Source organism: Geomicrobium sediminis, from assembly GCF_016908595.1.
Classification (GTDB): domain Bacteria; phylum Bacillota; class Bacilli; order Bacillales; family Marinococcaceae; genus Geomicrobium_A; species Geomicrobium_A sediminis.
Genome location: NZ_JAFBEC010000005.1, coordinates 197,351 through 210,845, shown reverse-complemented (window position 1 = coordinate 210,845; position 13,495 = coordinate 197,351). Strand labels below are relative to the sequence as shown.

Here is a 13,495-nt window from a genome sequence, read left to right as displayed (position 1 = left end):
TATTTCATAATTGTTAAGGATAGGAACTTCTTATGAAGCCATGTAGTGAAGATCCTGGTGGTTAATATGCTCTCTCATATGGGAAATTAAAAGCCCCTGCAAGTAAATACATGTTTTTGCAGGGGACTTAATGGTTGTTACGATTTAAAAATATAGTTTCCGATAATGACACGCTGGATTTGATTTGTTCCTTCGTAAATCTGAGTGATTTTAGCGTCACGCATCATTCGTTCTACTGGATATTCTTTAATGAACCCGTAGCCACCAAGGAGTTGAACCGCATCTGTCGTGACACTCATGGCCATATCAGAGGCAAAGCATTTGGCCATGGAAGAGTGTAGAGCAACGTCTTGTTCACCTTGATCGAGCTTTGTAGCTGCTTGATAGACGAGAAGCCTCGCCGCTTCAATCTTCATACGCATATCTGCCGCCATCGCTTGGATCATTTGGAAGTTGTCCAACGTTTTCCCGAACTGTTTGCGATTTTTAACGTAATCAATCGCATAATCATACGCGCCTTGCGCGATTCCAACCGCTTGTGCACCAACGACAGGGCGGGTTTCATTAAAGACATTCATGAGTATTTTGAAGCCTTTACCTTCGTCTCCAAGCATATTCTCCTTCGGAACACGAACATTGTCTAGAAACACTTCACGAGTCACAGAGCCGCGAATGCCCATCTTATCTTCTTTATTTCCAAACGTGAGTCCCTCCATTCCTTTTTCGGCAATGAACAGTGTGATGCCATTTGTACGGTCCTCGGATGTTCTCGTTACGAACACATAGATTTCTGATTCACCGGCATTCGTAATAAACACTTTCTGCCCATTTAAAAGATAATCATCGCCATCTTTCGTTGCTGTTGTCGTTAAACTTGAAACATCTGAGCCAGAAGAAGGTTCTGTAATTCCAAATGATCCGAGAACTTCTCCCTTTGCAAGACGTGGAATGTATTTCTGTTTTTGCTCTTCGGTTCCTGCAAGTAAGAATGGAGCCATCGTTAATGCTTGTGTAGACAGTGCAACGCTCGTTGACGCACAAGCACTAGCAATTTCTTCGATAACGGCAACGTGGCTTAACATGTCGCTACCTGCTCCACCGTATTCTTCAGGCACATGAACACCAAATAGCCCATTTTCAGCGAGGACTCGGATGTTTTCCCACGGTATTTCACCAAGTCGGTCGACTTCTTCAGCGTGTTTTGCAACGACGTCACGAGCGATTTTTTTCGCAACGTCTTTCATCATTTTTTGTTCTTCAAGTAACATCAGTTAGCGAACTCCTTTGTTGTAAGTTTGAGATTATAAAATGCAAAAAGCATGCCACCTCATGATGTGAATGAATCAGCATAAATCGATGAAGTGGTGAAAAAAAGCACCAAAACCCGGTGTGATAATGCACCGGGTTTTGTTACAACTCGTACCGCTGAATCTTTCTAACTAATGTCGAGTGATCAACTCGAAGAACTTTGGCGGCTTCACGAATTGAAGTGCTGTGATGAAGCACTTTTTGAATATGCTCTTTTTCTGCCTGTTCTTTGACATGCTTTAATGAATGAATCGGGCCGTCTAACGTAGAGGGTTCAGGGTTTTGACGAATCTCACTCGGTAGCGAATCAACGTCAATTTCAGGACGTTCAGTTAAGATGACTAAATGTTCAAGAAGGTTTTCCAGTTGCCGTATATTACCCGGCCAACTGTAATGATAAAAGGCTTCAATAACGTCTTCAGTCACAACACTCTTTTTATGATATTTACGATTATATTTCGCTAAAAAGTAGTCGACGAGTGGACGTATATCTTTTTTTCGTTCCCGTAGCGGCGGAATCGAAATCGGAATTACTTGTAAGCGATAATAAAGATCTACGCGAAACTGGCCTGCTTGTACAAGGTCATCTAAATTTTTGTTCGTTGCGGCTATGAACCGTACGTCTAACTTTCTCGGCTTCGTTCCACCGACGCGGGTGACTTCATTGGTTTGTAAGACACGTAGTAATTTAACTTGCAAATGTAATGGCATTTCTCCGATTTCATCTAGCAATAATGTTCCACCATTTGCGGCTTCAAGTAGTCCTTCACGTGACGATTGGGCGCCTGTAAATGCACCTTTTTCATACCCAAAGAGTTCAGATTCAATTAAATTCTCAGGAATTGCTCCGCAGTTAATTTGAATGTAAGCCGCGTGGTGGCGGTTACTTTGCTTGTGAATGTTTTTAGCAATAATCTCTTTACCGACACCAGATTCACCAATAATTGTAATGACAGCATCTGTGTTCGCGACTTTTGTAACGAGATCTTGTAGGTGCTTTGTACTTTGTGATTCACCAATCCAATCATCCGTATGTAAAAACTGTGAGCGTAGTTGCTTTAGTTCGGTATATTTCATTTCCATATTTCGCATGTGTTCGGTATACAAGTGATTTAAAGAAGAGAGATCATAATAGTTTGCAATGAAACATTGAATCTCACCGTTACTTCCGTAAACCGGCTTACTCGTAATGAACACTTTCGCATCGTTATGTAGTTTTTGAAAGATTGTGAGCGGATTTTTTTGGAGTACTTCCATCGATTGTTTAATAATGATTCCTGCTTCTTCCATTTCCTTTGGTGTTTTACCAACAATCTCTTCAAGGGGGGCACCAGAAATTTCTGAAACCCGTTCATTTGCATAAAAAATACGTCCTTCTAGATCAGAAAGTAGAATGCCTACATACGATTGGTCGATGCTTCTTATGAAATCTACTTCATTAAGCATGGTAAGGTGGTGCATACAGTCACCTCTACGTTTTCATAATGGTATTAGTTTATCACGAAAGGAATTGGTATGTTCAGAAATATTTAAAAACATCAGGGAACCGTGGGTGATGGTTTAGTAAATCTGATTGAGGGAACATTCTAATAATAAGACTTTTTGTGGAGGGATTAACGATTCGATATCCGACTTGGGTCATTGTTCCAATAAGCGTGGTGGCACTTAGTGGGTGCAATCAGGCGGAGCAACAAGTGCAACAATTGGGTGAAGAATACGCGATCACAATGGCTACAGAGGAAGCCACAGAAGAAGAACAAGAAGAGTTATTGGAATTAGACCTTGAACAAGTGGAACATATGCTGATGTACATTCGAGAATCCCTCGATGAAGAAAAAGCGGAATCTGTCTCTCTATCTAATCCACCATACCGATTAAGAGCTGGCGGTACAACTTCTGTAGAATTGGAAACCCAATATGACCCTGATGATAATGATCATCCGTTTCACATTAAGCGACATTTTTCGTTTGCTTATGAGCTAAAGGAAAGTGACGTTGACCTAGCTCTCGCAGAGGATGAGGAGTTGCCAAGTTTTGTAGAGATTGATCAAGAAGCGTCTTTTATCACGGGAATGGTACCAGGTCTTGAGTGGCATGAATTAACCGCGCAAGTTAGTCCAGTCGGTCATGAAGATTCACAGGAGTTGTCGTTCTCAACGATTGGAGAGTGGCGCGGAGAGTTCATCTATGAAGATCAAAAGGTCGTTTTTTCTACTGAAGATGAATGGACAGGAATAATGAGCGTTGAAGAGTGGACACAAGATTAACTTTCTCAGTTTTAGAGAAAAGCCAGAAGGGTAAAGCCAACTACAATCAAGTTTATTCTATGAAACGGAGGGTCAACTCATGGCATTTGCAGATGTGACATTAACTCCAATCGGAGAAGGAACAGCGAGTTTTTCACAAGAAATCGCTCATTTTCATGAAGTGTTAGATCGTTACGATGGTATTAAGTATGAAAAAACATCAATGAGTACGATCATTGAAGGTGAGATGAACGATTTATGGGTTGTTTTGCAAGAGCTTCATAGGACAGCTGTCAATCGAGAGTGGGAACGGATTTCGATGAACGTCCGGATCGATGATCGCAGAGACGGAAAAGAGCATAGCATCGAAGGTAAAAAGCAATCTGTAAAATCTCAGAAAGCGTAGATTTAGACAGAATAGTAAAGGTGACGTATCGAATAAATGAGCAACGATAGAAATTAGTTTGAAAATGTCTATTGATTTTTCTGAATGCGAGTCGTATAGTGTTTGTATACAATTTTATAGATCTACAACTTCGGGGCAGGGTGAAATTCCCTACCGGCGGTGATAAGGCGATAGCCTTTCAGTCCGTGACCCGGGTCGAATGTTTTCGATTCGGTGGATCTGGTGAAACTCCAGAGCCGACAGTTAAAGTCTGGATGGGAGAAGTGAGGAAAACGGTACAACTGAGCGAGTATGCTTAGCTTATTTGTTATACCGTACGAATGGCACACGTGTATACGTAGGTGCTCACTTTAAAGATTTCTTAAACTTCCTGAAGTTCTCTTCAGGAAGTTTTTTTGATGCCAATTTAGAGGTGTAGAGGAAAGGGAGAACATGTCTAACCAGAATGAGTATATGAAATTTGCTTTAGAGCAAGCCAAAATGGTACGTGGGCAAACGTCTCCAAATCCGACGGTCGGTGCAGTCATTGTGAACGAAGGTGAAGTTATTGGTGTCGGTGCACATTTACGAGCGGGAGAAGCCCACGCTGAGATCCATGCTCTTCAAATGGCTGGTGAACGAGCGAGAGGATCAACGCTATATGTCACGTTAGAACCGTGTCAACATCGGGGACGAACGGGACCGTGTACAACAGCAATTATTCAAGCAAATGTATCCCAAGTCGTCATCGCCATGCTTGATCCAAATCCTGAAATGCAAGGAAAGAGTGTGAAAGTGCTTCAACGTTCAGGCATTCACGTTGAAGTTGGTGTGCTTGAAGAAGAGGCAAGACATATGAATCGTGTATATATTCACTGGATGAAAACGAAAAAGCCTTACGTCACATTGAAGATGGCAGGTTCGTTGGATGGCAAGACGGCAACCTCACAAGGGGAAAGTCAGTGGATTACAAGCCCAGCTTCAAGAAGTGATGGCCATGTGGAAAGAAAGAATCATGATGCCATTCTCGTTGGGGTTGAAACGGTGATTCAAGACAATCCAGCACTTACATCTAGAGATCCTTACGTGCAACCAATTCGAGTCGTTTTGGATCGCAATTTACGCATTCCAAGGAGCTCAAAGTTATTAACCGATGATTATCCAACGATTATTTATACGGAACAACCGTCAGCTTTTGAAACAACGAAACAAATCGTTACGCTTTCAAAAGTAACGCCCGATTCTGTTTTACAAGACTTAGGGAATCGCAACATTACATCGTTATTGGTGGAAGGTGGAGCAACGATCCATGGTGCTTTCTTTACGGATCGTGTTGTACAAAGAACGATTACTTATCTAGCTCCGAAGCTAATTGGTGGAGTGGGTGCTCATGGTTTTATAGCAGGCAGTGGTGCTTTACAGCTTAAGGATGCACTTCAAGTGACGTATGAGTGTATTGAACACATTGATGGAGATATAAAAATAACAGCGATTGTAGGTGAAGAGGATGTTTACAGGCATTGTTGAAGAGGTCGGCACGGTTGAAGAACTTGAGACGTTTCATGATTCGATAACGGTTATTATCAGGGCAAGCGTCGTGTTAGAGGATGTTCAAATTGGTGACAGCATCTCTGTTTCTGGCGTCTGTTTGACCGTTCGTACGCACACGAAGACGACATTTACAGCAGACATTATGCAAGAAACGTTACTTCATTCAACACTGAACCATTTGAAAAAAGGTAATACTGTGAATCTTGAAAGATCAATGCGTATGAATGATCGCATCGGTGGACATTTTGTTGCAGGTCATGTAGATGGCACGGGAACGATTCAACAGATGACGGAGTTAGAAGGTTCAACCCTTTATGAAGTCGCTGTTCCTGAGCAATTGACGAAGTACATGATAAAAAAAGGTTCGGTTGCAATCAACGGTACAAGTTTAACAATTGCAGATATTAAAGAGAACGTGATGACTGTATCCATCATTCCCCATACAAAAGACGTGACGCAATTCCAAACAGTAATGGTTGGAGACCCGGTCAATCTTGAGGTCGACCAACTCGGAAAATACGTGGAGAAGTTACTCGAAGGGAGAGCTATATGACTTTCCATACAATTGACGAAGCAATTGATACGTTACGAGCTGGAGGAATGGTCATCGTCTGTGATCGTGAAGACCGTGAAAATGAAGGCGATTTAGTCGCACTTGGTGATCGAATTACGACCGAGACCGTCAATTTTATGGCGACACATGCTCGTGGACTCATTTGTGCCCCGATTACAAAAGCGATTGCGAGGCGCTTGCACTTGCCACTCATGACGGATGAATCAACCGACCCACACGAAACAGCTTTTACGATTAGTGTGGATCATGCATCAAGCACGACAGGAATCTCGGCTGAAGAACGGGCAACGACAATTCAAGCACTCGCAAACGATTATACTTCCGAGTTTGATATGCAGCGTCCAGGCCATATCTTCCCACTCATTGCAAAGAACAATGGTGTACTAGAACGAGCAGGTCACACCGAAGCAACGGTTGATCTCGCCAGGCTTGCGGGTGCAAAAGAAGTGGGTGTGATTTGCGAAATTATGAATGAAGACGGAACGATGGCGAGAGTTCCAGAGCTCTTGGAATTCTCTCAAAAACACGAAATTCCAATCATATCAATTGAACGGTTAATCGAATACCGCCAACGGCAAGCAGCAGCCATTGCTGAGACGACAGAAACGGAACTTGATACCGAATATGGCACGTTTCAAATTTACATTTTTAAAACAGACGACCATAAAGAACATATGGCGTTAGTGAAAGGGTCGTTGTCGGATGCAGGGCCGATTACGACACGCATTCATTCTGAGTGCCTCACGGGTGATTTGTTTCATTCCAAACATTGCGACTGCGGAGAGCAACTTCATCAAACGCTCGACGCGATGCAGCGTGAGGAAACGGCAATTCTGCTCTACTTACGTCAAGAAGGCAGGGGCATTGGATTATTCGAGAAAATTAAAGCGTATGAGTTGCAACGGAGCGGCTTAGATACGGTGGAAGCCAATGAAAAGCTTGGGTTCAAAGCTGATGAACGCGATTTCTCCATAGCAGGGAATATCTTACATCAGCTTGGGGTCGATGCGATCTCACTTATTACGAACAATCCAGAGAAAGTGGAAAGTATAAAGTCACAAGGCATTTACGTCCACCAAGTCATTCATACGAAACCGACGATTTACCCGGCAAATGAACGCTATGTGATGACAAAACAAGAAAAGCTTGGGCATTTAATTCCCTAAGTAAAGGAGAGACTGAAATGACAACGATTCAAAGTTCAGTAGTTGGGACAAATAAGAAGGTGGCGATTATTAAAGCAAGGTTTAACGAGTTTATAACGAATCAGCTGCACGAAGGTGCACTCGCGACCCTTGGACAACATGACGTTCAAGATGATCACATCGATACGATTGTCGTTCCTGGTGCAGTCGAAATCGTTTATGCTGCAAAGCAAGCGGTAGAAAGCGGGCACTATGACGGGGTAATTACGATCGGTGCCGTTATCCGCGGAGAGACACCACACTTTGATTATGTGTGTAACATCGTTTCAAGTGGGATTACTCAGCTTAATACACGGGAGAATAGTAACTGTCCAGTGGTATTTGGCGTCATCACGACCAATACGAATGAAGAAGCGATCGCACGAACGGGAATAAAACACGATAATCAAGGAAGTGCTGCAGCACGGGCAGTACTTGAGATGATGAACCTTGATGTAAAGCAGCACACAACAGCATTAATCTAGCGTATACGCCTATCTTTTTTCAAAAAGGTAGGCGTGTTTTCATGTTATGATGAACAGCATAGAAAGGAGTGAAGATGTGAAACGACTAGATGTTGTTTATGCTCTAATACGAAATCAAAACGATGAAGTCCTCGTCGTAGAAAACGAAAACAGTCGCTGGAGTTTACCCGGAGGTGCGGTAGAAGAGGGGGAGACGTTAGAACAAGCTCTCATTCGAGAAGTGTATGAAGAAACGGCTCTTCACGTCGAACGAAAAGGACTAGCAGCAGTGCATGAAACGAAGTTTCATGAAAGTGGTCATCATTGCGTGTTTTTTACCTTTCAGGTGGAGGTTGTCGGGGGGACAATTGAACGTCTTTACCCGGAAGAAATTACGAAAATTGAATGGGTTCCAACTGAGGTTGCGAGCGAACGGATGCCTTATCTTACAAATGGCATAGAGCCATTGTTCGACCACCAAGTAACGTATACATACCAGAAGTAGAGTGAAGTTAGCGCACTTGTTGATCAAGTGACGCTTTTTTGTATTCGGAATACGACAAAAGGAGACAAAAAAATACATTGGGGGTTTCTTCTATCTGAACTATACTAATAATTAAGATAATTAAAGGGGTGAATGAATGAACACAACAACGTCTATGGACCAAATGGTAAAGCGAGTGAGAAGACAAACGCTAGGTGATTTACTCAAAAGAACGAGTGCACGTATGCCTAACAAACTAGCTATTGTGTACGAAGATGAACGGTTAACGTACGAGCAATTAGCAAAGTTAGTCAATCAAACCGCGCATACGTTTACGTCTAGAGGGATGAAAAAGGGAGATCGTGTAGCACTCCTTTCGAAAAACAGTCTAGACTTTGTCGTTGTTCAATTTGCCTTGGCAAACATCGGGGCGATTATGGTACCGATCAATTATATGTTAACAGCATCCGACATTCGCTACATCTTGAATCATGCAAAAATAGAAACGTTGGTCGGATCAACGGAGTATGCGCCATTATTAGAAGAATCATCAATGGAGATGACCATGGCTAACCGCTACCTGATCGACACAGACTCACAGCGAGAAGGTTGGGGAACGCTTCGTGACCAAAGAACGTCACAACCAGACACGGATAGTGAAGTTGAACTTGATGACGATGATTTGGCACAAGTGCTTTATACAAGTGGAACAGAGTCTCGACCGAAAGGTGTTATGCTCACCCATAAAAGTTTAATTAGCGAATATGTAAGCACTATTATTGATGGCAAGATGGAAACGCGCGATGTAATGATTCATGCATTGCCACTGTATCATTGCGCCCAACTTCATGTTTTCTTAGGCCCGAGTGTCTATCTTGGTTGCACGAATATCATATTAAGTGCTCCAAAGCCAGAAGCGATGTTTGATGCGATTGAAAAGGACGGGGCTACCCAGTTATTTTGTCCACCTACCGTGTGGATAGCGTTGTTACGTCATCCCTCTTTCGATGAACGCGATTTATCGAATTTAGAAAAGTGCTATTACGGAGCTGCGATTATGCCGCGGGAAGTATTAAAAGAGTTATCTACTCGTCTACCAAATGCTCGTTTTTGGAATTTCTACGGTCAGACGGAAATCGCACCACTAGCGACGGCATTGCAACCTGAAGATCAGCTTCGAAAACTTGGCTCAGCTGGCGTGGCATCGTTAAATGTTGAGACGCGCATTGTTGATGATCATAATCAAGAAGTGCCACGAGGGCAAATGGGCGAAATCGTACACCGAACGCCACATGCGATGAAAGGGTACTTGGATGATCCGAAGAAAACGGCAGAAACGTTTAGAGGCGGATGGTTCCATAGCGGAGATTTAGGGGTTATGGATGAAGAAGGGTACGTAACGATCGTTGACCGTAAGAAAGACATGATCAATACCGGAGGCGTGAATGTCTCGAGTCGAGAAGTAGAAGAGACATTATATGAATTGGACGGCGTGTCAGAGGTTGCAGTGATTGGTACGCCTGACCCATACTGGATTGAGGCGGTGACTGCACTCGTCGTCACGAAGGCTGGAAGTGAACTACAAGAAGAGACCGTATTGAAGTTCTGTGAAGAGCGATTATCGAAATTTAAAATACCAAAGCAGATTAAAATCGTCCCTTCTTTACCGAAAAACCCAAGTGGAAAGATCTTAAAACGTTCACTGCGTGAAGAATACAGTCAATCATAAAAAAACAGTGGGGTTCATGAACCCCACTGTTTTTCTTAGTCTTCTCGTAAATCTTCAATGGAATCAATGTCCATGTATGATGGAACAGCTAGTCCGATTCGAGCACCTTCTAGGTTAGGTCCAAGATCAAGAACATCATCTTGGAACGATTCATATTGAGCAGCGTGGGTATGTGGAAGCCATGCTGCGACATGTGCATGGGCATCACCTTGTGCGACTGCTTGCCACATAATCGTTACTTCAAGATTATTGACGCTGACTTCATAACCGATTTCTTCTAGAACGTGCTTAACGACGGCAGTTGAAGATCGCTCTGAATCCCAAGCACCAGAAGCGAGTAGAAACTCATCTCCATCTACAGGCTCTACATCTTCAATCCACTCATCAACAACGTCACGGTTGTCAGCAATCCAATCGATGGCAGCTTCATCATCGTCAGTGCCTTCATAGAGTAATCCTTGGACATACCCCATATCCTCTTCTGTCCAATAAAAGCGATCCAACACTTCAAATGCACTCGGATGTTCTTCTTCAACACTTGGATGAACAACCGTATGAATATCTTCAGATTCACCAAAAGCAAGCTCTGGGTCATCGAGAAACTTCAAATCATATTCAATGAATTTCCAGTGGGGAGTCCAAGCCGTCACGACAATTGGTTCCTCTTCTGCATAACGGGATCCAAGTTCAGACGTCATCGCCGCGTCTGAGCTAGAAAGCACATTGAAGTCTAAATCGTACGTTTCAATAGCAACATCAGTAGATGCCATAACGCCGGTTCCCGCATCAATACCGATAATTTCATAATCTAATTGTTCTTGAATTGTTTGGTTGGATGTGTCTTCATCTCCGCAAGCAGCGAGTGTAAACGCTAGCGACGAAGTCACACCTAGCATTGTGAACTTCTTTGTATTCATAGTGATGTACCCCTTGTATGTAATTTATTTTAAATGACTATTACATATTAAAGAGAATATTAAACTACGTCAAAGTGCTCTGTACAGCTTTTAGCATGAAAAATCATGCTCATTCCACGGATTCAGTATCCACAACTTGCAGACGCCTTTTTTAAACAGAATACGCTGTCTGAAGTATAAATGATCTTTTCAAATGATCACTTGACGGAGTAGAAGGTTTATTTTACTCTGAGTGTATTAGTTAATGTAGTACACATAGTTCACTTAAGGAGCGAAGCTATGATTAATATTGATCCATCAAGCAAAGAGCCGATTTATCGTCAAATTGTAACGGCATTTAAGGAGCAAGTGGCACGGGGGATCTTGGAGTCAAATGAGAAGGTTCCATCGGTGAGGGAGTTATCTTCACAGATTGTCGTGAACCCGAACACGATCAGCAAAGCTTATCAAGAATTAGAAAGAGAAGGGATTATTATCACAGTTCGAGGACGGGGAACGTTCATCGCAGAGCAGGTGGTTAAAGAGATCGTTTCTAAAGACATAGAAGAAGTAAAAGAAAAGGTAAAACAACTCGTACTAGAAGGGTATTACGCTGGAATTGAAAAAGAAGTGATGCAAGATTGGGTAGCTTGTTATTACAACCAGTTTGGAGGGAAATCATGATCGAAGTACGTGGACTTTCAAAGAAATTCGGGAATAAAACTGCACTAAACAACGTATCGTTTTCCGTCGGTAAAGGATCGATTACGGGAATCGTTGGACGTAATGGTGCCGGGAAAACCACACTATTAAAAGCACTTGTTACGATTGTTGATCCTGACGAAGGGACTGTCATGATTAACGACCAAGACATCTTCCGTGAACCAAAAGCAAAAAACAAAGTGATGTACGTATCAGATAGTGTTGAGGCTCTGAAGAACTACTCCATTCAACAAATTACGTCATTGTACCGCGACGTCTACGATCAATTCGATGAAGCTTACTTCCAAGAACTATTGGAGCGCTTTAAAATGCCGAAAGTAAAGAAGATCAAAAACTACTCTAAAGGACGAAAAGCACTTTTTTCACTCATTCTAGCATTTGCTTCTAAACCAGAATACGTCCTGCTTGATGAACCGACAGATGGATTAGATGTCATCGTCAAAAAAGAATTGATGCGATTTTTAGTTGATGAAGTCTCCAAAGAAGAGATGACGATTATTATCGCCACTCATCGACTGGATGAACTTGAAACGCTTGCAGATCAAATTCTCGTTATGAAAGATGGCACAATGAAAGAGACATTCCAATTGCATTCATTACAAGAAGACTATCAAAAATGGCAAGTCGTTTATCAGGAGTCGATGCCGGAAGCGCTAAAAGCGGATGTACACATCTTGAATCAGACAGGTCGAGTCTACAGTCTCTTGTTCGAAGGCGAACAAGAAGAAGGAAAAGCAAAGATTGAAGCAACGGAACCACTTTTATACGAAGCGTTACCACTATCACTAGAAGATATCTTCGTGGCGAAATTAGGAGGTGAACAAATTGCTGAATAAAGGATTACTTAAAATAGACATACGTTCAACGTCGATGGTTTTAGGGATTCTTGCTATTCTCTTATTCTTGCAATATCCACTTCGAGCATTACTTGAATTAGAATGGCTTCGTTCAATTGCAGAAGATCCGTTGAATAATCAACAAATGATCAACAGTCAATATGGTTACTTTATTGGAGATTTATTCGGCCCAAGTGCATTTTCTCTTTTTGTGATTGCAGCAATTTTAATTATAGCGGGTATGCTCATTGGATTAGAGCGGAATACGAGACGACATGATTTTAATTTGTCGCTTCCATTTTCTCGCAAAGAGATTTTTCTTACGAAAGCAACGCTAGGTGTAGGGATGATTACACTTTTGTTCTGGTTAAATATTGGATTGACACTTATCATCATTCAGTTCTCTGAGTTTAGCCAAACACTTTCTCACTTGAATGTGCTTGAAATGATGATCGTCCCGTGGATGAGTTTACTTGCCATTTATATGTTCACGTTATTTATGGGGACAATTTCAGGAGAGATGATTTCACAAATCGTGTTGAGTATAATCTTTCTTATTTTCCCGTATGGCTTTACGATGCTAATCGGAATTGCTATTACGGTTCATATGGGGAATATGGGTCGCTTTTGGATTGGAATGGATGATTTTATATTAGCGTTCACAATTCCATTTCACTTATTTAACGTCTATCACGCTATTGACCACATATCAATTGTTTATATCGCTGTTTCCTTAGCGGTGTTCGTATTAAGCTTAGTAGTAGGTACGTTCTTATATGAAAAAGGAAAAAGTGAGAAAAACGGTGAATTTCTGCTTTTCCAATCTCTTGAACCGATCTTTTTAATTGGAATCGTCGCTTGTTTCGGAATGCTTGGAGGAACAATCTTCACATTCTTTATCTGGCATTCAGCCGGGGCGATTTTAATCTATTGGTTTGGGGCACTAGTTGTTGGAGGCATTGCCTTTTTGATTACGAGGCGATTGCTACAAATGAATGTTACGTTAAAGACAAATAGGTAAAGGTTTGGGGTGCACTTGGTGAACGAGTGCACCTTTTATGTTTAATGATGAAAGCGAAGCGTATACAATAGTAGCAAGAGACGACGAATTCGAT

The 13,495-nt window shown here is 42.1% G+C and carries 14 protein-coding genes and 1 riboswitch; of the genes, 11 read left to right on the top strand and 3 right to left on the bottom strand.

Annotation, left to right across the window (positions count from 1 at the left end):
- Positions 1–137: 137 nt before the first annotated feature.
- Both JOD17_RS10110 and JOD17_RS10105 read right to left on the bottom strand, forming a co-directional pair.
- Positions 138–1,268 (bottom strand): acyl-CoA dehydrogenase family protein, encoded by a 1,131-nt coding sequence (locus JOD17_RS10110; protein ID WP_204697476.1) that lies wholly within the window; start codon positions 1,266–1,268, stop codon positions 138–140.
- 142 nt (positions 1,269–1,410) lie between these two features.
- Entirely contained in the window at positions 1,411–2,769 is a 1,359-nt protein-coding gene (locus JOD17_RS10105; RefSeq protein WP_204697475.1) for a sigma-54 interaction domain-containing protein, read from the bottom strand.
- A gap of 233 nt (positions 2,770–3,002) precedes the next feature.
- Here JOD17_RS10105 and JOD17_RS10100 point away from each other — a divergent pair, with 233 nt between their 5' ends.
- The 8 genes from JOD17_RS10100 (at position 3,003) to JOD17_RS10065 (ending at position 9,925) form a co-directional block, all read left to right on the top strand.
- Complete coding sequence (locus JOD17_RS10100) at positions 3,003–3,575, top strand: hypothetical protein (protein ID WP_204697474.1); 573 nt, start codon at positions 3,003–3,005, stop codon at positions 3,573–3,575.
- A gap of 79 nt (positions 3,576–3,654) precedes the next feature.
- Positions 3,655–3,960: an MTH1187 family thiamine-binding protein gene (locus tag JOD17_RS10095; protein WP_204697473.1), complete on the top strand. Its 306-nt coding sequence runs from the start codon at positions 3,655–3,657 to the stop codon at positions 3,958–3,960.
- A 122-nt stretch (positions 3,961–4,082) separates the two neighbouring features.
- A riboswitch (FMN riboswitch) is annotated at positions 4,083–4,230 on the top strand.
- Positions 4,231–4,392: 162 nt separating this feature from the next.
- Positions 4,393–5,466, top strand: a complete 1,074-nt coding sequence (gene ribD / locus JOD17_RS10090) for a bifunctional diaminohydroxyphosphoribosylaminopyrimidine deaminase/5-amino-6-(5-phosphoribosylamino)uracil reductase RibD (RefSeq protein WP_204697472.1) — start codon at positions 4,393–4,395, stop codon at positions 5,464–5,466.
- Positions 5,447–6,043, top strand: coding sequence for a riboflavin synthase (locus tag JOD17_RS10085; RefSeq protein WP_204697470.1), 597 nt, complete (start codon positions 5,447–5,449; stop codon positions 6,041–6,043). The genes ribD and JOD17_RS10085 overlap by 20 nt, the downstream gene beginning before the upstream one ends.
- Positions 6,040–7,230, top strand: a complete 1,191-nt coding sequence (gene ribB, locus JOD17_RS10080; protein WP_204697469.1) for a 3,4-dihydroxy-2-butanone-4-phosphate synthase — start codon at positions 6,040–6,042, stop codon at positions 7,228–7,230. The genes JOD17_RS10085 and ribB overlap by 4 nt, the downstream gene beginning before the upstream one ends.
- Positions 7,231–7,247: 17 nt before the next feature.
- On the top strand, positions 7,248–7,733 hold the full coding sequence (gene ribH, locus JOD17_RS10075; protein WP_204697468.1) for a 6,7-dimethyl-8-ribityllumazine synthase: 486 nt from the start codon (positions 7,248–7,250) through the stop codon (positions 7,731–7,733).
- 76 nt (positions 7,734–7,809) lie between these two features.
- On the top strand, positions 7,810–8,217 hold the full coding sequence (locus tag JOD17_RS10070; protein WP_204697467.1) for an NUDIX domain-containing protein: 408 nt from the start codon (positions 7,810–7,812) through the stop codon (positions 8,215–8,217).
- A gap of 136 nt (positions 8,218–8,353) precedes the next feature.
- Positions 8,354–9,925, top strand: a complete 1,572-nt coding sequence (locus JOD17_RS10065; RefSeq protein ID WP_239575413.1) for an acyl-CoA synthetase — start codon at positions 8,354–8,356, stop codon at positions 9,923–9,925.
- Between the two features lie 35 nt (positions 9,926–9,960).
- On the opposite strand, the gene JOD17_RS10060 is transcribed toward JOD17_RS10065, so the two are convergent.
- Entirely contained in the window at positions 9,961–10,842 is an 882-nt protein-coding gene (locus JOD17_RS10060; RefSeq protein WP_204697466.1) for a glycine betaine ABC transporter substrate-binding protein, read from the bottom strand.
- A 279-nt stretch (positions 10,843–11,121) separates the two neighbouring features.
- On the opposite strand from JOD17_RS10060, the gene JOD17_RS10055 reads away from it, so the two are divergent.
- Genes JOD17_RS10055 through JOD17_RS10045 form a run of 3 tightly spaced genes read left to right on the top strand, consistent with a single transcriptional unit; the run spans position 11,122 to position 13,401 of the window.
- Positions 11,122–11,505, top strand: coding sequence for a GntR family transcriptional regulator (locus JOD17_RS10055; protein WP_204697465.1), 384 nt, complete (start codon positions 11,122–11,124; stop codon positions 11,503–11,505).
- Positions 11,502–12,380 (top strand): ABC transporter ATP-binding protein, encoded by an 879-nt coding sequence (locus JOD17_RS10050; RefSeq protein WP_204697464.1) that lies wholly within the window; start codon positions 11,502–11,504, stop codon positions 12,378–12,380. Before JOD17_RS10055 ends, JOD17_RS10050 begins: the two co-directional genes overlap by 4 nt.
- Positions 12,370–13,401 (top strand): hypothetical protein, encoded by a 1,032-nt coding sequence (locus JOD17_RS10045; protein WP_204697463.1) that lies wholly within the window; start codon positions 12,370–12,372, stop codon positions 13,399–13,401. The genes JOD17_RS10050 and JOD17_RS10045 overlap by 11 nt, the downstream gene beginning before the upstream one ends.
- Positions 13,402–13,495 lie beyond the last annotated feature (94 nt).

Bases quoted from the DNA above. Each gene is read 5' to 3' on its own strand.
- ribB (WP_204697469.1), top strand. From the start codon at position 6,040: ATGACTTTCCATACAATTGACGAAGCAATTGATACGTTACGAGCTGGA.
- JOD17_RS10055 (WP_204697465.1), top strand. From the start codon at position 11,122: ATGATTAATATTGATCCATCAAGCAAAGAGCCGATTTATCGTCAAATT.
- JOD17_RS10095 (WP_204697473.1), top strand. From the start codon at position 3,655: ATGGCATTTGCAGATGTGACATTAACTCCAATCGGAGAAGGAACAGCG.
- JOD17_RS10110 (WP_204697476.1), bottom strand. From the start codon at position 1,268: ATGTTACTTGAAGAACAAAAAATGATGAAAGACGTTGCGAAAAAAATC.
- ribD (WP_204697472.1), top strand. From the start codon at position 4,393: ATGTCTAACCAGAATGAGTATATGAAATTTGCTTTAGAGCAAGCCAAA.
- JOD17_RS10050 (WP_204697464.1), top strand. From the start codon at position 11,502: ATGATCGAAGTACGTGGACTTTCAAAGAAATTCGGGAATAAAACTGCA.
- JOD17_RS10105 (WP_204697475.1), bottom strand. From the start codon at position 2,769: ATGCACCACCTTACCATGCTTAATGAAGTAGATTTCATAAGAAGCATC.
- ribH (WP_204697468.1), top strand. From the start codon at position 7,248: ATGACAACGATTCAAAGTTCAGTAGTTGGGACAAATAAGAAGGTGGCG.
- JOD17_RS10065 (WP_239575413.1), top strand. From the start codon at position 8,354: ATGAACACAACAACGTCTATGGACCAAATGGTAAAGCGAGTGAGAAGA.
- JOD17_RS10085 (WP_204697470.1), top strand. From the start codon at position 5,447: ATGTTTACAGGCATTGTTGAAGAGGTCGGCACGGTTGAAGAACTTGAG.
- JOD17_RS10060 (WP_204697466.1), bottom strand. From the start codon at position 10,842: ATGAATACAAAGAAGTTCACAATGCTAGGTGTGACTTCGTCGCTAGCG.